We start from the raw sequence: 21,684 nt of genomic DNA on the forward strand, positions 1-21,684 counted from the left end.
CACCTTTTTATGCCGATTTACGCACTAAATCATGCTTTTTAAGATAAACCAGCAATAGTGAAATAGCCGCAGGGGTTACTCCAGAAATACGTGATGCCTGGCCTAAGGTTTCCGGTTGAGCCTCTTTCAGTTTAGCGACAACTTCATTGGAAAGCCCGCTGATCTGGCTAAAATCGATGTTATGAGGTAACAATGTTTGCTCATGGCGCCGAGATTTTTCGATCTCTTCGAGCTGGCGTTTAATGTAACCATCGTATTTAACCTGGATCTCAACTTGTTCAGCTGCATTTGGTTCAGTTAGACCTGGACCAAAAATATCCAGAGACATCAATTGATCATACGTCATCTCAGGTCGACGTAAGATCTCTTCTAAACGGTGCTCCCGATTTAGCGGATTTTTCAACAGTGGATTCAGCTGTTCAATTCCAGGAGTCCGTGGATGAACTAATGTTGCGCGGAGCCGTTGGCGTTCGTGTTCAACAGATTCGATTTTATCGTTAAATAGTTTCCAACGTTTATCGCCAACCAACCCTAGTTCACGGCCAACGGGGGTTAAACGAATATCCGCATTATCTTCACGCAGTAACAGCCGGTATTCCGCACGACTGGTAAACATTCGATAAGGTTCTTTGGTCCCTAATGTTGACAGGTCATCAATAAGTACACCAACATAGGACTCTTCACGCCGAGGTGCCCAGCCTTCTTCATCCCAAGCCATGCGAGCGGCATTTAGACCAGCAATTAATCCTTGCGCACCGGCTTCTTCATAGCCCGTTGTGCCGTTGATCTGTCCAGCAAAAAAGAGGCCTTGAATATGTTTATTTTCAAGTGTCATTTTCAGATCGCGTGGATCGAAGTAATCATATTCAATTGCATACCCTGGGCGCAGAATATGAGCGTTTTCTAACCCTTTGATGGAATGTACCAGCTCAACTTGAACATCAAAAGGTAAGCTTGTTGATATCCCATTTGGATAGACTTCGTTGGTGGTTAGCCCTTCAGGTTCGATAAAGATCTGATGGCTGTCTTTGTCAGCAAAGCGCGTGATTTTATCTTCAATCGATGGGCAATAACGAGGGCCAACGCCTTCGATCACCCCGGTAAACATTGGACTGCGATCCAAGCCAGTTTTGATGATCTCATGAGTTTTTAAATTGGTATGCGCGATATAACACGGGATCTGCTGTGGATGATCGCTGCGCTGGCCAATAAACGAAAAAACCGGTTCTGGGGAATCTCCTGGCTGTTCTTTCATCACTGAGTAATCAATGGTTCGACCATCGATACGTGGAGGAGTCCCTGTTTTTAGCCGGCTGATCCGAAGAGGTAATTCATGTAAACGCTGAGCTAAACGCTGTGCAGGTGGATCGCCAGCTCTACCGCCTGCGTAGTTATCTAAACCGATATGAATACGGCCCGCCAAAAATGTTCCAACCGTTAAAACCACCGTTTTGGCATGAAATGTTAAACCGCTTTGAGTGATCACACCGGTTACTTTCTCACCTTCAATGACTAAGTCATCACAGGCCTGTTGAAACAGATACAGGTTAGGTTGGTTTTCTAACATTTGCCGAACGGCAGCTTTGTAGAGAATCCGATCGGCTTGAGCACGAGTTGCGCGAACGGCAGGGCCTTTGCTTGAATTTAGGGTACGAAATTGAATTCCACCCCGATCAGCAGCTTGCGCCATGATCCCGCCCATTGCGTCGATTTCTCTAACCAGATGTCCTTTGCCGATCCCACCAATAGCTGGATTACAGGACATTTGTCCAAGTGTTTCGATATTGTGTGTTAGGAGCAGTGTTTTACGCCCCATTCGAGCTGCCGCACTAGCTGCTTCTGTGCCGGCATGACCACCACCAACAACAATTACGTCAAACTGCTGATCTAAGAACATCTGATTAACCCCATCAATCTTTAATGATCCCTTACGCTAAGGGGGTGGGTATTCTACCGATTTAATGGCTCAGAGGAAACGATCATTTTTAGATAGGATCTCAGAAAAGATCGTTATTAATAATATAAGATCTTATTTAAAGATCTTTTTTATTAGATCTACTACTAAGGAGCGGGATTTCTGTGATTAAGTGGAAAAAAAACACTTAGATCATTAAGTTAGATCAGATCAAAAGATGTGTTTAACCATTGATCTGATCGCGTAGAAGCTGGGCGCAAGATCCTTATTTATCCACAGATGAATCGCAGTCGTAAGTTATCCATAGGAATAACATTGCTAAGATCAGAGGATATTGATCCCGTTATTCACAATTTATTCGCTGATTGTGGATAGACTATTATGCTTCTAACTCGTCGCGCCACCCTGGTAGCCATTCTAATGCGCTATCTTCTGGTACGGGTTGTTCTTCAGCGTCAATTTCCAATCGTTTACCGATGCGCTTTGCACCGAGTTCAGTGAGTAGTTTATCCATATTTCGTCCGGCTTGACAGAACGTGTCATATTGGCTCGAACCTAACGCGATAATGCCGTATTTTAGTTGGCTAAGATCAGGGCTTTGTGTTTTAAGCTGGTCAACAAAGGGTTGAATATTATCAGGAAAATCACCAGCACCATGTGTTGATGTGCAAACTAACCAGATATGACTCCCATCGGTTGCAAGTTCTTCTAAATCTGCATCTAAGTGCTGTGTTACCTGATGTTTATCGATCAGGTCTTGCTCTAATTCATCGGCTACATACTCTGCTGCACCCATCATAGATCCCACAATGAGATCAATTTCCATAACGACTCCTCATTCGAAAAGAAGGTAAAAATAACCTCGTTTATTTGTGGATGAATATTTTGTTTTTAAGCAGTTTCCACAAAATGTTGTTGCGACTATAAATTAAGATCGAATAAAAGTCACAGTTGATCCACATATTGTGCACCTGATATTCGCCTTCGCAAATGTGTGGATCACCCGCGAAGATCCTGATGCTGCGATCATTTAAGGGATCAGTTATCCCGATCATTTAATAAGATCAACCTGTGTAAAAGTGATCGGTTGGCCAAGCGACATTGAGAAATTTTTGCTCTGAGTAGGCAAATAATACAGAAATTGCGGGTGGTGTGATTGCGATAAATATTCTTTATAGAGGAATACTTGGTTAGTTTTAGAGCAAACGCGGAATAACGAATCAGACCGTCAAGAAAGTTATGAGCTCATTGCTTTGGTTCAATCAGTTTGATTTCGTCTCAAGAAGGGCTAATTAGGACGTGATAAAGCCAAGTTTGTAACCCTCTGACTCTCTCGTATTTAGGGGGTAAACCCCAATAGCTTGGTAAGATTGGCTAACACAGCCATAAAAAATCCGATATCCAAGGTGGATATCGGATGAAGAAAAATGCGAAATACTACTGTATTAAACCTTACTCACCTGATTTAAAAACCGTTTTAAACGCGGGTCTTGAGGCGTGTCAAATATCTCCTGAGGCGTTCCTTGTTCGACAATATTCCCCTCAGCCATAAAGATCACCCGGTCTGCGACATCTCTAGCAAACTGCATTTCATGGGTGACTATCGCCATGGTCTGGTGTCGTTGCGCAAGTTTTTTCATCAGCGAGAGAACTTCCCCGACCCATTCAGGATCAAGAGCTGAAGTGGGCTCATCAAAGAGCAGAATTTCTGGCTCTAATACCATCGCTCGGGCGATTCCAACGCGTTGCTGCTGGCCGCCTGATAGCGCCGCTGGATACGAGTTACCTTTATCAGCGAGACCAATATCCGCGAGGATTTGATCGGCTATTTGGTAGGCATCTTTGCGATTTTTTTTCTGGACCGTGATCAACCCTTCAGCAATATTGGCTCGTGCTGTCATGTGGGCAAATAATGCGTAGTTCTGAAATACAAACCCACAGGAACGGCGCAATGCTAAAATATCGCTGCGTTTGGCTTGTGTCACATCGACTGAGTGTGAGCCGATAGTAATCTGGCCTTGGCTTGGTTTTTCCAAAAAGTTAATGCAGCGTAGTAAGGTGGATTTACCTGTCCCACTGGAACCTATGATACAGAGAATTTCACCTTTATTGATACTCAGATCGATCCCTTTCAGAATTTCACTGTCGCCGAAGTTTTTATGTAAATTCGTGATTTTAATCATCTCTGGTACGCCTTATTCATCTGTTTTTCAGCCCAGACTTGGATGCGCGTCATAATGAGAACCACCACCCAGTAGATAATTGCGACAGCTAAAAAAGCTTCAAGATATTTAAAACTAGAGGCTGCTTCTAGTTTTGCTTCAGCCATCATCTCGGTGACGCCGAGCGTAAATGCTAGCGAGGTCGATTTAATCATATCGATAAAGTAGTTCACTAACGATGGAAAGGCGATACGAGTGGCCTGCGGTATAATAATACGGCGCATTGCCTGTGAATTGGTCATGCCAATCGATAAGCTTGCTTCCATCTGACTGCGGTCAATCCCTAAAATTGCGGCGCGGATACTTTCGGCCATATAGGCGGTAAAGTGCAATGTCAGTGCAATGACTGCAGCGGTAAAGGCATCAATGCCCACCAACGAAGGAAATAGTTGAGGCAATCCGTAGAAAAACAGAAACATCTGTACCAATAGCGGTGTACCACGGAAAAAACTGATATACAACTGACTGAGCAGGTTCAGAACTGGGATACGAAAAATTCTGATATTCGCAATTAAAATGGCCAATATCAGGGCAAAGAACATTCCCAAAAAAGCCATTTCCATGGTGGTGCTTAGATACCTAAGCAAAATTGGAAACAGATGGAGCATGTATGCAAAGTCAAAATTCATTATGCCTCTTTTAGACCTCTGTGGCCTATTGCGTTGTGCCTGGCGTAATAAAAAACCCGTCGCAGGCAACGGGTTTTTTCAATTTGCCTTAGATGATTATTTAGTAATATCTGTACCAAACCATTTTTCAGATATTTTTTTCAGTGTGCCGTTTTTACGCAACTCAGCCAGAGCTTGGTTAACTTGATTACGCAGTTTACGTCCTTTTGCATTATCTACAAACGGCCAAGCATTTTTAATTTCAGAGAAGGGTTTGCCAGCCAATTTTAATGGCAAATGTGATTTTTTAATCAATTGTGCCGCTGACAACCGATCCATAACATAGGCATCGGCTCGACCCATCGCTACAACCTGTTCAACGCCTGTTTCAAAGGTTTTAATTTTGATCGTGCCGTTGTGATCTTTATTATATTTTTCAAGGATCTGAGCAAAGTTGCTCCCTAAATCAACTGCGACTGTTTTGCCGTTTAGATCCTTTAACGAGTGGATACTGTTATTGTTTTTACGAACCGTGATTTGCACGCCGTCAATCACATATGGATTGGAAAACAAATACTTAGCTTTACGTTGTGGCGTAATCGTGATCTGGTTTGAAATTGTATCGATTCGGCCTGTTTGTAAAAGACCAAATAGTCCAGAAAAACTCGCTGTAACAAATTTCACGTTATAATGATTGAGCTTACCAATCGCTTTCCATACATCGACATCAAAGCCCTGTAATTTATCATTGCGAACGAAGGTAAATGGAAAATACCCCCCTGACATCCCAACTTTTACAACTTGTTCCTGGGCAAATGCTGACGGTGCGCTAATTGCCATCAGTAAGGCAGCAATAGCGAAAATTTTGCTCCAATATTTCATAAATTCTGTATCCCTTTATTGTGATTGTCGCCATTATAAACATGACTATTTTTATTCACTTATTCCATTTTGTTATTAAACAAGCTGTTTATACATAGGTTAATAACAATAGAAGCTTTATATTAGGCTATAAATAAGAGAGGGACTCGACTTTATAATACTGAGTTAGCGGGCCAAGGGGTTACTATGCAACGATTTTCATCTTGGACGATTGGGTTGCACTGGTTATCGGTTGGATTAGTGATTGGCGCTTATACTAGCGTCAACTTAAAGGATGCATTCTCCGATTATCGTATCAGTGAACTATTGCGTTTAGTGCATTTTAATTGCGGTGGATTATTGTGGGGCGTGATGATGGCTCGATTCGTTATTTTTATAACGCGTTCTAAAGCTGTTGCCATTGTTCCTCCGATTGCTCGTTTGCAACAGGTTATTTCCAAGCTCATGCACTATCTCATGTTTGCCTGCTTTTTGAGTTTGCCGATATTAGGGGCATTGTCGTTAGCGTTACAACAACAGTCGTGGCCGTTTTTGGGCATAATGACTCCCATTCTAGGCGAAGATTTTAAAGCCTCAGTGCAGCTTCATCAGTTCCATGAACAGATTGCTACTATCGGATATTTTTTAGTTGGATTACATGCGCTTGCTGCGTTTTATCACCATTTTGTCCGAAAAGATAATACGTTATTGCGAATGCTGCCTGGCAGAAGGGAGCACCACCACACTAAGCCGTGATGCTCTGTAACGCTTTATCCTTGAACTATGGGTATTTGCTGCATTGCATCGCTACACATCAGTGCGTTTGTGTTAAAGATGTAAAGCGTGGCTAAGCCATGTAAAGTTATAAATAATCATTGTTACAAAGCAGAACGTTATGCAGTTTATTGAGAGTATTCCAAATGGATTAGCACAGTTGGCTCATTGGCCTAATAATGCTCTGGAAACTCAACTTTTTGCGGGCCCTAATTTATCGTTTCCGTTGAGTGTCTCAAAATTACTTGATAGTGAGCTGGATGGTTGGGCCCGAATGATGATCGATGGGCCGCAACTATTAGGATATTTTCAGCTTAAACCCTGCCGTCAAAATAGTGTTCGATTATGTCGGGTGATTGTAAATCCGCAGCATCGTCGACAGGGGCTCGGTCGCTTGCTAATTGCCCACTCGATTGGATTTGCTCGGGATCAACTGAAAGTGAAAAGAATCGAATTAGGGGTTTATCAACATAATCAAATTGCACTGAATCGCTATCAATATTTCGGTTTTAAAATGATTAACCAGCATGCGGTAGCCACTGCCGATGGTCAACAATGGATCGTTGTTGAGATGGAGAAATATGTAGAGTCTAATGGATGATGAGGTACTATGGTTTGTGAGCTCACATCCAAAATTGACAAGTTGGGAGTTTTTGTTGAGCAATTGATTGGATAAGGATTAAATATGACCGAGGAAAAACAGCTACTGGATCATTTCAGTCCTGTTGTACTTATTCGAGGGTTGTTAGGTGAAAACTATTACTGGCTGCGTTTTCAACAGATTCTAGAGCAGACTCTGCAGCGCAAAGTTGTTCTGGTTTCGCTCCGTGAGCAATTAAGCTCGCAAACGCAGAGTTGTGCCGACTTAGTTGAAACGTTTCGCACCCAATTATATGAGCAGACACAAGGCTACTCGTGTCATTTGGTGAGTTTGTCGCTAGGCGCTAATGTTGCATTGCAATGGCAACACCAATTTAGTGATGAGATTAAAAGTGTCACGCTGATTAATCCGCTTGTGATAGACCGGGAACATCGTTGGCATCCGCGACTTTGGTGGATATTGCTAAAAATTTTGGTGTTGTCAGTGCTGACTTCGAGCCAGTCTAGACGCTGGTTTAAACGGTTATCGGCTTGGCCTGGGTTGCATCCTGAACTGACCGAAATGACCAACTCATTAGCATTGCGATGCGAACCTCTAGTGAAACAGATAAAGCTCTTTATGCAATCGGGGAGCTCTTTTTCACCAAAGGGGTCACTACAACTTTTGGTTTCTCGCCATGATCACTGGGTTCATTCATCATTGAGTTATGCGCTGGCTGCAAAATGGCAGGTGCCATTATTTCCACATTTGAGTGCCGGGCATGACTTAGCACTGGATGATCCGCGTTGGGTCTGTGAAAAATTAACTGACTGGGTGACTCATTACGATTAGTTCGCTCGTGATTTTTTAGCCGCTTTCTTTACTTTCTTTATATTCCATCTCATGCTTTGGCATAACTGCTAAAGTTTATCTTGTTAGCTGAAGGAGCATGGGATGTTTCGTCGAACAAAAATCGTTGCTACGTTAGGCCCGGCTACAGCACCTGATGGGGTGTTGGAACAGATGATCCTCGCCGGGGTGAATATGGTGCGTTTAAATTTTTCCCACGGTAAAAAAGAAGATCATCAAAAACAGGCATCGTTGGTTCGCGCGATTGCTCAAAAACATCACACTCATGTCGCCATCTTAGGGGATCTTCAAGGGCCTAAGATCCGGATCTCTACATTTAAACAAAGTCCGATTGAACTCTCTATGGGGGATCTATTTTGCTTAGATGCCCAATTGCAACCCGGCCAAGGCGATCACACCCAAGTAGGACTCGATTATAAAGTCTTGGCCCATGATGTGATCCCAGGCGATACATTGCTACTTGATGATGGCCGTGTGCAACTTCAAGTGATTGATATCGAAGGGAGTAAAGTTCGCTGCCAAGTGACGGTAGGCGGCAAACTTTCTAATAATAAAGGGATCAACAAAAAAGGGGGCGGACTCTCAGCTGCGGCACTGACCGATAAAGATAAAGCAGATATGCAAGTTGCGGCGGCGATTGGTGTTGATTATCTGGCTATCTCATTTCCACGCAATGGTGAAGATATGCACTATGCGCGTGCTTTAGCGCAAGAAGCGGGAATGGCAAAAGTACAACTTATAGCAAAAGTGGAACGAGCTGAAACCGTGGCCAGTGAAGCCGCGATGATTGACATTATTAAGGCCAGTGATGCCGTGATGGTGGCTCGCGGTGATTTAGGGGTTGAGATCGGTGATGCCGAATTGATGGGGGTACAAAAACGGTTAATTTATTTGGCGCGACAACATAACCGTTTGGTGATTACTGCCACTCAGATGATGGAGTCGATGATCAGCTCACCAATGCCCACTCGCGCTGAAACAATGGATGTTGCCAATGCCGTTTTAGACGGCACTGATGCCGTGATGCTCTCGGGTGAAACGGCCGTTGGTGCGTATCCCGTGGCAACGGTCAAAACGATGGCTAACGTTTGTGTGGGGGCTGAAAAGCATCCCAGTATTCATGTGTACAATTATCGTCAGGATGAATACTTTGATGAGATCAATGAAACAGTTGCAATGTTGGCGATGTTTGCAGCACAACACCAAACCGGAATGAAAGCCATTATAACCTTGACTGAATCAGGGAGTACGGCTCTGTTAGCTTCGCGATTAAGTTCGCGAATCCCTATTTTGGCGCTATCGCGGCATGAACAAACATTGAATCGATGTGCGCTATTTCGGGGGGTTTATCCGGTCTTCTTTGACCAAATCGGGGATATTAACGATGTAATCCGCGATGTTCTATCCCAGCTCAAAGCACAGGGATATCTGCAAAATGGTGATTTAGTCGCGCTTACTCATGGTGATCAGGTGGAATTTAGTGGCACGACTAATACCTGTAAATTACTTAAAGTGATTTAAAAAAGTGAATCATGGGTGCAAATAGGTGTTCCATTAAATGGAGCCAATAGTGATCGGGCGGTGCCAGATAGTAAAGCCCGCCAATGAGCCCAATTACAACCACGCTTAGCAGTGGCTCACTCCATTGGGTTAATTTTAGGGCGCTTCCAAATGACGATTTTAATCGCCCGCCCGCCAAGTCCACACTATAGATTTCATCTAATAAGAGGTGAATAATGGCGCCACAAAACAGAAAACACCCACATCCCCAAGCGACCCAAGGATGCATATCAAGTAAGTAGTATCCGGCAACAATCATGACCAGGGCAAATAATAAATTAGCCAGCAGTGAATGTAAGATACCGCGGTGAATGGTAAATGAAGCGAAGCATTGACGTAGCGGGTAGTAGACTGCTAAGAAACTGATCAGCCCCGCCAGCCATAATTGCCATAATGGCAATCTAGTATGCAGAGCTACCACCGTGATCACGGCGCTTATCCCGGCCAATAACTGAAAAATAAGCCGAATTGAGGTGGAATGATCAGAATCGATATCAGGCAATATACCGCCAAAGGTTCCGGATGCCCAGAACAACAAAGCCAAAGGAACACTGAGTTGATAATGCACAAGTAATCCAGTGGTCATTGCCCCACTGACACCGGCAGCAACAATGGTATGGGTCTTAAAATCAGCCATAACCTACAACTGTTGAGAGAAAAAAAGCATTGTAACAAGTTTAGCGGTTTAGAAAAGCTCACAGAAACCTTAGGAAGATGCTTGCCTGTGTGCTAATAATCGCTATAATTTCGCGCTAATCGGGCATAAATTGATGTGGGATACTAAATTGGCGGTTGGTTTTTCATCAGTGATTGACTTTTACGATGCCAATGATTAGAATTTCGCCTCTTTTTTCCAGGCTTTCGGGCCTGCTGTACAGTAAAAACTAGCTAGCAAAACGGTATTATTATTATGAAACGTACATTTCAACCAAGCGTACTGAAACGTAGCCGTACTCACGGTTTTCGCGCTCGCATGGCTACCAAAAAAGGTCGCCAGGTCTTGGCTCGTCGTCGTGCCAAAGGTCGTGCACGTCTGTCAGCCTAATTGTGGCGAATCAGTCGTTCAGCAGGGAGTTACGTTTGTTAACTCCCATGCAATTTAAACGGGTTTTTAATCAACCGATTCGTATCGGCACACCTCAGCTTACTTTTCTGGCTGTAGCCAATCAGTTATCACATCCCCGCCTTGGTTTGGCCATTTCCAAAAAAAGCGATAAGCGAGCAGTTGCCAGAAATCGAATTAAAAGGCATATTCGAGAGAGCTTTCGGCTGAATCAGCAACAGCTATCGGGCATGGATATTGTTGTTATTTCAAAGTTTGGGGTGTCGGATTTGTCGGATCCTGAGCTCAACAAATTATTGGATAAGTCATGGCGAAGATTACTGCGCCGTTTCGCTACCTCTTAATTGGGCTGATTCGTTTTTATCAGTTAGCCATTAGTCCGCTGATTGGTCCGCGTTGTCGGTTTACGCCTACGTGCTCAAATTATGCGATCGAAGCATTAAAAGTCCATGGTTTGATCAAAGGCAGTTGGTTATCTATCAAACGTCTATTAAAATGCCAGCCTTTACACTCAGGCGGATACGATCCGGTTCCGCCTGTTCATAAAACTAAAAGAGATTGACTTGATTATGGAATCTCAACGCAATTTATTGTTAATTGGTTTGCTGTTCGTCAGTTTTTTGATTTATCAGCAATGGGGCAAGGATCACAGCCCTAAGCCAGTAAATACAGAACAAACGACAACTCAGACTCATTCTGGCCAGTCGAATAATCTTCCTCAGGCTCCGGGAGACGTAAACGCGACACCTGCTGATGATGGTGCGCATGGTCAGTTAATTACCGTGCAGTCAGATGTTTTGAAACTGACTATTGATACTCGCGGTGGTGATATTGTTGAAGCTGATCTTCTCAAATATGCAAAAACTGAGAAAAATAAAAATCCAGTTCAACTGCTTAATATCAACGGTGCCCATAAATACACTGCGCGCAGTGGTTTAATCGGTGATAACGGTCTGGCTAAAGGTCAGCGTCCTGTATACAGCGTCGATAAAAAAGCCTTTAAATTGGCGGCTGGTCAAAAACAGGTGACTGTTCCACTGACATATACCGGTCAAAACGGGGTTGTTTATCATAAACTGATTACCTTAGATAAAGGCAGTTATGACGTTAAGGTGGACTATAAGGTCACCAATAACGAAAATAAACCCATTTCTGTGCAACAGTTTGCTGAGCTCAAACAGACCACTCAGAAAGCGAAAGGTGGTTTCTTCGGCCATCCGAACTATCGAGGTGGGGCATATTCATCCGATAATACCCGCTATGAAAAATACTCCTTTGGTGACATTAAAGAGAAGCCTCTGAATATCAACACCAAAGGAGGCTGGGTAGCGATGTTGCAGCATTACTTTGCAGCAGCTTGGGTACCACCGCAAAATCAAGAAAGCACGTTGTATAGCCGCTACCAAGATGGGTTTGCCCATATCGGCTTTATCAGTGCCAAAAAAGAGATTGCACCGGGACAAACTGGTCAGCTTACAAGTTCTATCTGGATTGGTCCTGAACTGCAGGACAAAATGGCTGCTGTCGCGCCGCATCTGGATTTAACCGTTGATTATGGTTGGCTTTGGTTTATCTCTCAGCCATTGTTTAAATTCTTGAAATTCTTGCATAGCATAGTTGGCAACTGGGGTGTCGCGATTATCCTGATTACATTGATTGTAAAAGGGGTGATGTATCCATTGACTCGTGCTCAGTACACTTCAATGGCAAAAATGCGTATTCTCCAGCCGAAAATGAAAGAGCTGCGTGAACGCTATGCAGATGATCGCCAGAAACAGTCTCAGGCGATGATGGAATTGTACAAAAAAGAGAAAGTGAATCCGCTCGGTGGGTGTTTCCCAATTGCCTTGCAGATGCCTATTTTCATTGCACTGTACTGGGCTTTCTTGGGGAGTGTTGAGCTGCGCCATGCTCCGTTCATCTTTTGGATCCATGATTTATCCGCTCAAGACCCATACTACATCCTGCCAGTCTTGATGGGGATTAGTATGTTCATGATCCAGAAAATGTCGCCAACGGCGGTTGCTGACCCGATGCAGCAGAAAATTATGCAGTTTATGCCAGTGGCATTTACCGTATTCTTCCTGTTCTTCCCTGCGGGCTTGGTACTGTACTGGTTGGTCAGTAACTGTGTCACATTGATTCAACAAACGCTGATTTATCGCGAATTAGAGAAAAAAGGCTTACACAGTCGGGATAAGAAAGAGAAGAAAAAATAACGATAACGCTTAACGAATCGTTACAAATCTTTAAAATGCCACTGCATCATCGGTGGCATTTTTTTATGCTCTTAGAGCAATAGGAGTTTATATGCAAAGCATTGATACCATTGTGGCCCAGGCAACGGCTCCTGGGCGCGGGGGCGTTGGAATTGTGCGGGTTTCTGGCGCCAAGGCTCAAGTGGTGGCTCAAGCAATGCTCGGGCACTGTCCAAAACCGCGTTATGCTGAATATGTGCCTTTTAAAAATGCCGATGGTGAATTAATAGACCAAGGGATTGCGTTATTTTTTAAAGGGCCGCACTCCTATACTGGCGAGGATATTTTAGAATTGCAGGGCCATGGTGGCCCTGTGGTCATGGATTTACTGATCCAGCAAATCCTAAAGCTAGATGATATTCGTCCAGCTCGGCCCGGAGAATTTACCGAGCGCGCCTTTTTGAACGATAAAATCGATCTTGCTCAGGCCGAAGCAATTGCCGATTTAATTGAAGCAACCTCAGCACAAGCGGCTAAAAGTGCACTGAATTCAATGCAGGGACAATTTTCTCAACAAGTGAGTGAGTTAGTCGAGCAATTGATCCATTTGCGCATTTTTGTGGAAGCGGCCATCGATTTTCCCGAAGAAGAGGTGGATTTCTTAGGGGATGGTAAAATCGCGGCCGAATTATCATTAGTTGAGCAGGCACTCACAGGCGTTCGGGCCCAAGCTGGGCAGGGCGCACTGTTGCGTGAAGGGATGAAAGTGGTTATTGCCGGGCGTCCGAATGCTGGTAAATCGAGTTTACTGAATGCCTTAGCGGGGAAAGATTCCGCGATTGTCACCGAGATTGCCGGAACTACGCGCGATGTGTTGCGTGAATATATTCATCTGGATGGCATGCCCTTGCATATTATCGATACCGCAGGGTTGCGCGATAGTCCTGATAAAGTCGAACAGATTGGGATAGCCCGTGCCTGGGATGAGATTAATCATGCGGATCGGGTATTGTTAATGGTCGACAGCTGTGAAAGTGATGCCAAAGATCCAACCAATATCTGGCCTGAATTTATGGCGCGCTTACCTGAACAGATGGGACTCAGTGTGATTCGTAATAAGGCCGATCAAAGCGGTGAAACCATTGGCATGGCGCACGTTGGGGATATTCCGGTGTTATCGCTTTCGGCAAAAACTGGTCAAGGGATAGAGCTGTTGCGCGAGCATTTAAAAGACTGTATGGGCTTTCAAGGGTCGAACGAAGGCACCTTTATGGCGCGCCGTCGGCACCTTGATGCTCTGGATAAAGCCTTTGAGCATCTAAAAAATGCCCATGTCCAGCTTGAAGAGTACAAAGCGGGCGAGCTGGTGGCCGAAGAACTCAGGCTTTGTCAGAATGCCTTAAATGAAATCACCGGCGAATTCACTAGTGATGACCTGCTGGGACGGATTTTCTCAAGCTTTTGTATCGGGAAGTGAAACGACCAAAAAGATCTACCTAAATAAAGATAAAATATTGTTTTATAAATAAATTAATCCTATGTGTTTGCAAACAGTTTGATCCGTTTTACCCCTCATGCTCCGTGTGTGCTCCGAGTATAAGTTTTCGGAGCACAATAGGAGCAGACCATGAAAATCACTATCCAGAAACGCGAACCAGATAAGAATGGTCTGCGTCCCATCAGGCTCATAGAGGAGAAAATTCTCCGGGTTATCCAGGCCACTTTGGTTACCGTGTTAGGTTGCGAGAGATTAAATTGGAAATGTTCTGGGTTTATAACCAGTTTAAACCTAAAAAGAATGCTGCCGGATTCCAAGTGATTAGCCATTACCTTCCCCGTGAAGGTTACTGCCGCTACCCCAAGACGACTTTTCCCGAGCACAAGATTGGGAAAAACCAGTGATTACAGCTGTCGAAGATGTTTTCTCAATAATCCGTAGAGCTAACGCTAATCTGATGAGAATGCGCCAGCTATGTCGGTGGAATGACACTAACCTCTACCAAATGGCAGGCGATATCTAAGATTTCAAGGAAGAGAGCAGCAGTAAATAAAAGCGCCCAACGGCTGATCACGGCCTTAATCACTAAATTTGTACCGACAGAATAAACTTTTTATTGCAGTAGACAAAAAACCTCATAATTTTAGCTTGACGGATAAAAAAAGATCAGCAATTATACACACATTGGTTGTGTATAGAGCTCCTACTGCGTTTTTTTATGTGGTTGTGAGTGAATTATAACCATGTAAAAAAGCGACAGGCTGCAACCTGTCGCTCCATTCAATACCAACAGTGCCGAGAAACACATAGGAGATCGAATAATGAAAGAATACCAAACCCAGCTGGCCATGCAAGAAATTCAAGTTGAACATCGAGTCTACTTGGTTCATACCCAACAAATCACGAAGTCGCCCCAACAGCTTGCAAGCAAGGACTCCCAACCTAAAACATCGCGAGAAAAATTTGCTTTCCCTACACCAAAAGCAACTGAAAGTAATGAGTGTTTCTGTGATACAGAGAGAGTTATCGCCATTTATAACAAAGAGCAACAAAAACAAAGCGCTAAACGCAAAAAAATGACAGTCAAAATTCAACAGTGGTTTGAACATAAAGCGCTGGCGGCAGGCTGGAAGATAGCTAAATTCGTGCCCCATGCACACAACAACCGCATAGCAGGCTGTATGCTGTCTGTTCCACCGACTAAAGGAGTTATCGATGCCACAACGCACTAGCACCAGAGCGCTAAGTGACATTGCCGACCTAAGAACAGGATTTACCTTCCGAGGAAAAATAGAGGAAGTCGATAAAGAGGCCGGCAATGTCCATGTGGCGCAAATTAAAGACGTTAGAGAGGCTTGGGAAAAATCCAACCTTTTTACCCTACAAGCCAGCCAAATGCCCTTGATAGAGTGGACAGGCAAAAGTAATGCTTTTGTTAGCCCTGGTACAGTATTGCTCCCTGCGAGAGGTTCTAGAGGCGGCTATTTCAGGGCCTCTTGTTTAGTTACAGACGAACATTCTTCAAAACCCGTAGTGGTTAGCAGTCAGTTTGTGGTTATCACACCTAAAGCAGATGTGATACCAGAATTTCTTTGTTGGTCTCTTAATCAACCGGCTGTTCAATACTGGCTATCAGAAGGAACAGGCAGTCAGGGCAGCAACATTGTCATGTTAAATACCAAGGTAGCCGGAGAGCTGAAACTGGACATTCCTCCAATCGCGATACAACAGAAAATTCTGCACATCAATCATCTATGGGAGCAGGAACAACACCTCACCAAAGCGCTGCTAAAAAATCGTGAAACCATGCTGCAAGGCATGTTTCAACAAATGATTAAGGGAACCCATTCATGAATAACCAAGTAACAACAAATAATAAAATCAACCAAGACAGTATTAACAAAGCATTGTGGGGCGCTTGCGACACTTTCCGCGGAACCATCAGCGCAGACACCTACAAAGACTTTATTCTGACAATGTTGTTTCTGAAGTACATCTCTGATGTCTGGCAGGATCATTACGATGGTTACAAAACACAGTACGGTGATGAACCAGAGCTCATCGAAGAGATGATGAAGAACGAGCGTTTTGTGCTGCCAAAAAATGCCAGCTTCTATGCTTTGTACGAGCATCGCCATGAACCTGGCAATGGCGAGCGCATTGATCAGGCATTGCATGCCATTGAAGAAGCCAATGGCACCAAACTCAACGATGCAGGAAAAAGTGTGTTCCAGGATATCTCTTTCAACACCGACCGCTTAGGTGAAGAGAAACAGAAAAACAACATCCTGCGTTATCTGCTGGAAGACTTCGCCAAACCAGAACTCAACCTCAGTCCAAGCTGCGTCGGGACACTGGATGTAATTGGTAACGCCTACGAGTACTTAATCAAAAACTTTGCCGCCAGTGGCGGCCAAAAAGCCGGCGAGTTTTATACGCCGCCAGAAGTCAGTGACTTGATTGCTGAACTGCTTGAGCCACAACCAGGCGACAGCATTTGCGATCCGGCGTGTGGTTCTGCATCACTGTTGATGAAGTGTGGCAGTAAAGTCCGCAGCAACTTTGACAGTAAAAATTATGCGCTCTACGGACAGGAGGCAATTGGTTCTACTTGGTCACTAGCCAAGATGAATATGTTCCTACACGGCGAAGACAACCACAAAATCGAATGGGGAGACACCATTCGTAATCCTAAGTTGCTGGATAAAAACGGTGATTTAATGCTGTTTGATATCGTAACCGCTAACCCGCCGTTTTCTTTGGATAAATGGGGTCATGAAGACGCGGCAAACGACAAGTTCAGCCGTTTTTACCGTGGTATACCGCCAAAAACCAAAGGTGACTATGCCTTCATTCTGCATATGATTGAGACACTTAAGCCGAAGACGGGTCGTATGGGGGTCGTTGTTCCCCATGGCGTGCTGTTTCGCGGTGCCGCAGAAGGTAAAATCCGCAAACAGTTGATTGAAGAAAATTTACTGGATGCAGTAATAGGCCTGCCAGAGAAGCTGTTTTACGGGACCGGGATTCCAGCCGCCATTCTGATTTTCAAAAAAGAGAAGATCGATGACAACGTGCTGTTTATTGATGCCTCACGCGAGTTTAAACCGGGTAAAAATCAGAACCAGCTCAGCGAAGCTAATATTGCTAGGATCGTCGCCACCTACCAAGCGGGAGAAAACGTCGATAAGTATGCTTATTTGGCTAGCCTGAAAGAGATCCAAGATAACGACTACAACCTCAATATTCCACGTTATGTCGATACCTTTGAGGAAGAGGAAGAGATCGACCTGATGGCCGTGCGAGCAGAACGCGAACAGCTCAAAGCACAGCTAGCTAGTCTGGAAGATGAAATGACATCTTATTTGGCTGAATTGGGTTATTTAAGCAACGCAGAATAAGAAGGTTTCACATGGAACAACAGCACATTCAATCGCTTACAACCACCTTTGAAGGCCATGCGCAGCAAACCGAAAATGGTGTCGAATTTTGGCTAGCACGCGATCTGCAACATCTGCTGGGTTATGGTAAATGGGATAACTTTGTCAGCGTGATCTCAAAAGCCAAAACGGCCTGCGAAATTAGTGGTCATGCCATTGTCGACCATTTTGCCGACGTTGGGAAAATGGTCGAGCTTGGTTCTGGCAGTCAACGGGAAATCGATGATGTGATGCTCACCCGCTACGCCTGCTATTTGATCGCTCAGAATGGTGATTCACGTAAGCGAGAAATCGCCTTTGCTCAAACTTACTTTGCCATGCAAACCCGTAAAGCGGAGCTAATCGAACAACGTTTATTGGCAGCCGAACGAGTTGTTGCGCGGCACAAACTCTCAGCCACGGAAAAAGAACTCTCCAGCGTTATTTTTGAACAGACGGGTGGGAATCAAAACTTTGCTTTAATCCGTAGCAAAGGCGATAGTGCTCTGTTTGGAAAGAGTACGCAAGCCATGAAAGCGCAATGGCTTGTGCCAGATAATCGCCCACTGGCCGACTTTGCACCTACGATTATTCTTAAAGCGAAAGACTTTGCCACTGAGATCACTATCCACAATGCCCGGACACAACAAATGACTCGCGAGCAACAAATATCTAACGAGCATATCACGAATAACGATGCGGTCCGCCAAACCTTGTTAAGCCGAGGAATACGTCCTGAACAGTTACCACCAGCAGAGGATGTAAAAAAAGTTGAGCGTCGTTTAGCCTCTGCAGATAAAAAATCACTGAGAAATCCAGACACCCTCAGTGATGGGGAAACAAGCCATGAATAATTACGCAGAAACGAAACGAACAACAGCCCAACAGACTGAGCTGGCCAAGTATCTGGAGGAGTTGAGTTATGGTGCCTGAAGGTTGGGATGTAAAGCCCCTAGCCGATATTGCCCAGGTAACATCAGGGGGGACGCCTAGTCGTAAAAAGCCAGAATACTGGCTGAACGGAACAGTGCCATGGATAAGAACCACTGAAGTCCAAAATTGCGTTTTAACTCCTGAAGACACTCAGGAGTATATTAGCGAATTAGGTTTAAAGAATTCTTCGGCCAAGATTGTACCTGCTGGAGCAGTCTTATTGGCAATGATTGGGCAAGGGAAAACAAGAGGACAAGTTGCATTACTGAAATTTGAGGCAACAACAAATCAGAATTGTTCTGCAATCATATTCAAAAATGATCAGGAACCTACTTTTCACTTTAACTTTCTCTTAAGCCAGTATGAAAATATCCGAGCAATGAGTAATTCTGCCGGGCAAAGTAACTTGAGTGGTACATTGGTAAAAGCAATTAGAGTTCCCGTTCCTCCTCTTACTGAACAAAAGAAAATCGCCCAAATTCTCTCCACCTGGGATAAGGCCATCACCACCACAGAACAACTACTCGCCACAGGTAAGCAGCAGAAAAAAGCCCTGATGCAACAACTGCTCACTGGCAAAAAACGCCTGCTGGATAAGAATGGGGTTAGGTTTAGTAGGGAGTGGAAGGTATCTAAGCTTTCAAAGCTATTCGAACGTGTAACGACAAAAAATAATGGTCAAAGCACAAACGTAGTTACCATATCAGGGCAACATGGCTTGATTCGGCAGGAAGACTTTTTCAAAAAAACTGTTGCTTCTGAAACTCTTGATGGCTACTTCTTGCTAAAGCAGGGGCAGTTCGCCTACAACAAAAGCTATTCAAACGGCTATCCAATGGGTGCAATCAAACGCCTGAATCGCTACCCAGATGGTGTTGTAACAACGCTCTATATTTGCTTTGAACTATCAGATTCTGATCACGCCGATAGCGATTTTTGGGAACACTACTTCGAATCGGGTCTTCTGAACCAGGGGTTGTCTCAAATTGCGCACGAAGGTGGTCGCGCTCATGGTTTGCTCAACGTAAAGCCTTCGGATTTCTTTTCATTAAAAGTGCCTATCCCCAGTTTTGAAGAACAACAAAAAATCGCCACCGTACTCGCCACGGCCGATCAGGAAATCACTGGCCTACAACAAAAGCTCAATGCCTTAAAACAGGAGAAAAAAGCGCTAATGCAACAGTTATTGACGGGTAAGCGGCGGGTGAAAGTCGAGGAAGCGGCCTGATATGGATGAATTTACCCCTGCGAAATTACTGGAGCAACTGCGTCAACTGGACGAACAACCACGTATAGAAGCCAAACGTGCCAGTGACATTGGCAAGTCGGTGATGCAAACCATCTGTGCCTTTGCCAATGAACCCGGGCTGGGTGGTGGCTATTTGCTATTGGGGATTGATGAGCCAAAAACCTCTGATGAAACCTTTCACGTTTGTGGGGTGACCGATGCCGATAGATTATTAAATAGCATCCAGAGTAACTGCCGGGAGCAGTTTGAAGCACCGATTCCGGTGCAGGGTGAAGTTGCCCAGCTGGAAGGCAAAAAAGTGATTCGCTTATTTGTGCCAGAACTGGAGCCTGCCGCTAAGCCTTGTACCTTCAAAGGGAAATTCGATAGCAAAAATAAGCGTAAAACAGGGGTGTGGCGACGCGGGCTGAATGGGGATTACGAATGTAGCCAGCACGAGCTGGAACCGTTGTTATTAGCCAAAAGCGGCATGAATTATGAGCAGGTCATATTGCCCGATGCTGAATGGGATGACTTAGATCCTTCTGCCATTGCTTTATACCGTACATTACGTGCCAAAGTACGCCCATATGCTGAAGAGTTACAAGCGTCTGATCATGAAATGCTTTATGCGCTGAATCTGGTCAAGAAACAAGGCGACAAATGGGTACCTAATATTGCAGGGTTGCTGTTGATGGGTAAGCCATTGGCACTACGCCGTCTGTTACCTGCTGTACGCGTTGATTATGTGCGAATTAATGGCACCCAATGGGTAGAAGACCCAGAGCAGCGTTTTGCGATTACGTTGGATATTCGTGAATCACTACTGCGGCTGATTCCAAAACTTGAAGCCACGATTAGTGATGATCTACCTCGTCATTTTCGACTAAAAGACGGCAGTACACAGCGTAATGATGAGCCGCTATTGCCCCATAAGGTGATCCGTGAGGCGGTCGTGAATGCCGTGATGCACAGAGATTATCAGGTCAATCAACCCATTCTGGTCGTGCGCTACAGTAACCGCATTGAAATTCGCAATGCAGGTTATTCTCTGAAACCAGAGATCGCGCTGGGCGATATGGGGTCAAAGCTACGTAATCCCGTTATTGCCGCCGTGCTTTACGATTTAAGCTTTGCCGAAACTAAAGGTTCTGGTATTAAAACCATGCGTCGGTTGCTGGAGCAAGCGGGATTAACCGCGCCGGTATTTATCAGTAAAGTAATTGAAAATGAATTTGTTGGTACCTATTTGCTTCATCAGCTGCTAGGTGAAGAGCAACTCAGCTGGTTACAGCAGTTTGCCGAGTTACATTTAACCGATCATGAAGCCAAAGCTCTACTGCTCGCAAAGGAAACGGGTGCAGTTGATAATGCCGGCTTGCGTGCCATCTCGGGTTTAGATACATTATCGGCGAGTCAACTGCTGCGCAAATTGCACTATCAATATCGTTTACTGGAGCAAGGCGGCGCAGGTCCTGCAACGTATTACCAGTTAGCGCAGCCATTGCAAAATGATGATCAGTTATCGCTGTTTCCAGCTAATGATGCAGCGACTGAGACGTCAAATACGAGTGACCTTATTCCAAATACGAGTGACCTTACCCAAAATACAAGTGACCTGATTCCAAATACGAGTGAGTTCTCTGTCCCGAATGAACTCACCCAAAGGATTGAACAACTCACTTCAAAAGCACGTAAGGACAAACTCTGGCCAATCATTGTTTGGCTATGTGCTTTACACCCTTATAAAGCCGAGCAATTGGCAACACAGCTAGCACGTAAAGAAACGCCTTTAAAACACAATCATTTGAACGTACTCAGAGAGCAAGAGGGCTTAATTGATTACCTTTATCCAGAAGTGGTTAATCATCCTAATCAGGCTTACCTCACAACCGCAAAAGGGCTTCAATGGCTAAAAGCCCAAGGTATTGATATTGGTAAGGGGTTAAGTTGAT

At 44.5% G+C, this 21,684-nt stretch carries 21 protein-coding genes and 1 pseudogene; 16 read left to right on the forward strand and 6 right to left on the reverse strand.

Annotation, left to right across the window (positions count from 1 at the left end):
• Window positions 1–7: 7 nt before the first annotated feature.
• The 5 genes from mnmG to EV690_RS11815 all read right to left on the reverse strand — a co-directional run bounded on the left by mnmG (window position 8) and on the right by EV690_RS11815 (window position 5,627).
• Complete coding sequence (mnmG, locus tag EV690_RS11795; RefSeq protein ID WP_131913219.1) at window positions 8–1,897, reverse strand: tRNA uridine-5-carboxymethylaminomethyl(34) synthesis enzyme MnmG; 1,890 nt, start codon at window positions 1,895–1,897, stop codon at window positions 8–10.
• Window positions 1,898–2,294: 397 nt separating this feature from the next.
• Entirely contained in the window at window positions 2,295–2,741 is a 447-nt protein-coding gene (mioC, locus tag EV690_RS11800) for an FMN-binding protein MioC (RefSeq protein WP_131913220.1), read from the reverse strand.
• Between the two features lie 619 nt (window positions 2,742–3,360).
• Window positions 3,361–4,098, reverse strand: a complete 738-nt coding sequence (locus tag EV690_RS11805; protein ID WP_131913221.1) for an amino acid ABC transporter ATP-binding protein — start codon at window positions 4,096–4,098, stop codon at window positions 3,361–3,363.
• Window positions 4,095–4,766, reverse strand: a complete 672-nt coding sequence (locus tag EV690_RS11810; protein ID WP_131913222.1) for an amino acid ABC transporter permease — start codon at window positions 4,764–4,766, stop codon at window positions 4,095–4,097. The genes EV690_RS11805 and EV690_RS11810 overlap by 4 nt, the downstream gene beginning before the upstream one ends.
• Before the next feature lie 96 nt (window positions 4,767–4,862).
• Entirely contained in the window at window positions 4,863–5,627 is a 765-nt protein-coding gene (locus tag EV690_RS11815; RefSeq protein ID WP_131913223.1) for an amino acid ABC transporter substrate-binding protein, read from the reverse strand.
• Between the two features lie 186 nt (window positions 5,628–5,813).
• Here EV690_RS11815 and EV690_RS11820 point away from each other — a divergent pair, with 186 nt between their 5' ends.
• The 4 genes from EV690_RS11820 to pyk all read left to right on the forward strand — a co-directional run bounded on the left by EV690_RS11820 (window position 5,814) and on the right by pyk (window position 9,351).
• Window positions 5,814–6,362 (forward strand): cytochrome b, encoded by a 549-nt coding sequence (locus EV690_RS11820; RefSeq protein ID WP_131913224.1) that lies wholly within the window; start codon window positions 5,814–5,816, stop codon window positions 6,360–6,362.
• A 139-nt stretch (window positions 6,363–6,501) separates the two neighbouring features.
• Window positions 6,502–6,981, forward strand: a complete 480-nt coding sequence (locus EV690_RS11825; RefSeq protein ID WP_131913225.1) for a GNAT family N-acetyltransferase — start codon at window positions 6,502–6,504, stop codon at window positions 6,979–6,981.
• A gap of 84 nt (window positions 6,982–7,065) precedes the next feature.
• Window positions 7,066–7,812, forward strand: coding sequence for an alpha/beta fold hydrolase (locus tag EV690_RS11830; RefSeq protein WP_131913226.1), 747 nt, complete (start codon window positions 7,066–7,068; stop codon window positions 7,810–7,812).
• Between the two features lie 102 nt (window positions 7,813–7,914).
• Window positions 7,915–9,351, forward strand: a complete 1,437-nt coding sequence (pyk, locus tag EV690_RS11835) for a pyruvate kinase (RefSeq protein ID WP_131913227.1) — start codon at window positions 7,915–7,917, stop codon at window positions 9,349–9,351.
• On the opposite strand, the gene EV690_RS11840 is transcribed toward pyk, so the two are convergent.
• On the reverse strand, window positions 9,338–10,027 hold the full coding sequence (locus EV690_RS11840) for a metal-dependent hydrolase (protein WP_131913228.1): 690 nt from the start codon (window positions 10,025–10,027) through the stop codon (window positions 9,338–9,340). The two genes, pyk and EV690_RS11840, sit on opposite strands and share 14 nt — an antisense overlap.
• A 273-nt stretch (window positions 10,028–10,300) precedes the next feature.
• Between EV690_RS11840 and rpmH the strand changes: the two genes are divergently transcribed.
• The 12 genes and pseudogenes from rpmH (at window position 10,301) to EV690_RS11900 (ending at window position 21,683) form a co-directional block, all read left to right on the forward strand.
• Window positions 10,301–10,435: a 50S ribosomal protein L34 gene (rpmH, locus tag EV690_RS11845; protein WP_013745661.1), complete on the forward strand. Its 135-nt coding sequence runs from the start codon at window positions 10,301–10,303 to the stop codon at window positions 10,433–10,435.
• Window positions 10,436–10,482: 47 nt separating this feature from the next.
• Window positions 10,483–10,797 carry a ribonuclease P protein component gene (gene rnpA, locus EV690_RS11850; RefSeq protein WP_233458709.1) on the forward strand — a complete coding sequence of 105 codons (315 nt, stop codon included), beginning with the start codon at window positions 10,483–10,485 and terminating at the stop codon, window positions 10,795–10,797.
• On the forward strand, window positions 10,761–11,015 hold the full coding sequence (gene yidD, locus EV690_RS11855; RefSeq protein WP_131913230.1) for a membrane protein insertion efficiency factor YidD: 255 nt from the start codon (window positions 10,761–10,763) through the stop codon (window positions 11,013–11,015). Before rnpA ends, yidD begins: the two co-directional genes overlap by 37 nt.
• Before the next feature lie 7 nt (window positions 11,016–11,022).
• On the forward strand, window positions 11,023–12,672 hold the full coding sequence (gene yidC / locus EV690_RS11860; protein WP_131913231.1) for a membrane protein insertase YidC: 1,650 nt from the start codon (window positions 11,023–11,025) through the stop codon (window positions 12,670–12,672).
• Window positions 12,673–12,763: 91 nt separating this feature from the next.
• The gene (gene mnmE / locus EV690_RS11865; RefSeq protein WP_131913232.1) at window positions 12,764–14,128 is read left to right on the forward strand and encodes a tRNA uridine-5-carboxymethylaminomethyl(34) synthesis GTPase MnmE; all 1,365 of its coding nucleotides are present in this window, start codon (window positions 12,764–12,766) and stop codon (window positions 14,126–14,128) included.
• Window positions 14,129–14,328: 200 nt separating this feature from the next.
• Window positions 14,329–14,672 (forward strand): annotated as a pseudogene (gene mobI, locus EV690_RS18640) (conjugative transfer protein MobI(A/C)); the annotation flags it as partial.
• A 298-nt stretch (window positions 14,673–14,970) separates the two neighbouring features.
• Window positions 14,971–15,381: a hypothetical protein gene (locus EV690_RS11875; protein ID WP_131913233.1), complete on the forward strand. Its 411-nt coding sequence runs from the start codon at window positions 14,971–14,973 to the stop codon at window positions 15,379–15,381.
• Window positions 15,365–16,003 (forward strand): restriction endonuclease subunit S, encoded by a 639-nt coding sequence (locus tag EV690_RS11880; protein WP_131913234.1) that lies wholly within the window; start codon window positions 15,365–15,367, stop codon window positions 16,001–16,003. The genes EV690_RS11875 and EV690_RS11880 overlap by 17 nt, the downstream gene beginning before the upstream one ends.
• The gene (locus EV690_RS11885; protein ID WP_131913235.1) at window positions 16,000–17,550 is read left to right on the forward strand and encodes a type I restriction-modification system subunit M; all 1,551 of its coding nucleotides are present in this window, start codon (window positions 16,000–16,002) and stop codon (window positions 17,548–17,550) included. Before EV690_RS11880 ends, EV690_RS11885 begins: the two co-directional genes overlap by 4 nt.
• 11 nt (window positions 17,551–17,561) lie before the next feature.
• Window positions 17,562–18,422: a DNA damage-inducible protein D gene (gene dinD / locus EV690_RS11890; protein WP_131913236.1), complete on the forward strand. Its 861-nt coding sequence runs from the start codon at window positions 17,562–17,564 to the stop codon at window positions 18,420–18,422.
• Window positions 18,423–18,490: 68 nt separating this feature from the next.
• Window positions 18,491–19,729: a restriction endonuclease subunit S gene (locus EV690_RS11895; RefSeq protein WP_131913237.1), complete on the forward strand. Its 1,239-nt coding sequence runs from the start codon at window positions 18,491–18,493 to the stop codon at window positions 19,727–19,729.
• Window position 19,730: 1 nt separating this feature from the next.
• Window positions 19,731–21,683 carry an ATP-binding protein gene (locus tag EV690_RS11900; protein WP_131913238.1) on the forward strand — a complete coding sequence of 651 codons (1,953 nt, stop codon included), beginning with the start codon at window positions 19,731–19,733 and terminating at the stop codon, window positions 21,681–21,683.
• Window position 21,684: the final 1 nt, after the last annotated feature.

This window comes from Celerinatantimonas diazotrophica, from assembly GCF_004339545.1.
Classification (GTDB): domain Bacteria; phylum Pseudomonadota; class Gammaproteobacteria; order Enterobacterales; family Celerinatantimonadaceae; genus Celerinatantimonas; species Celerinatantimonas diazotrophica.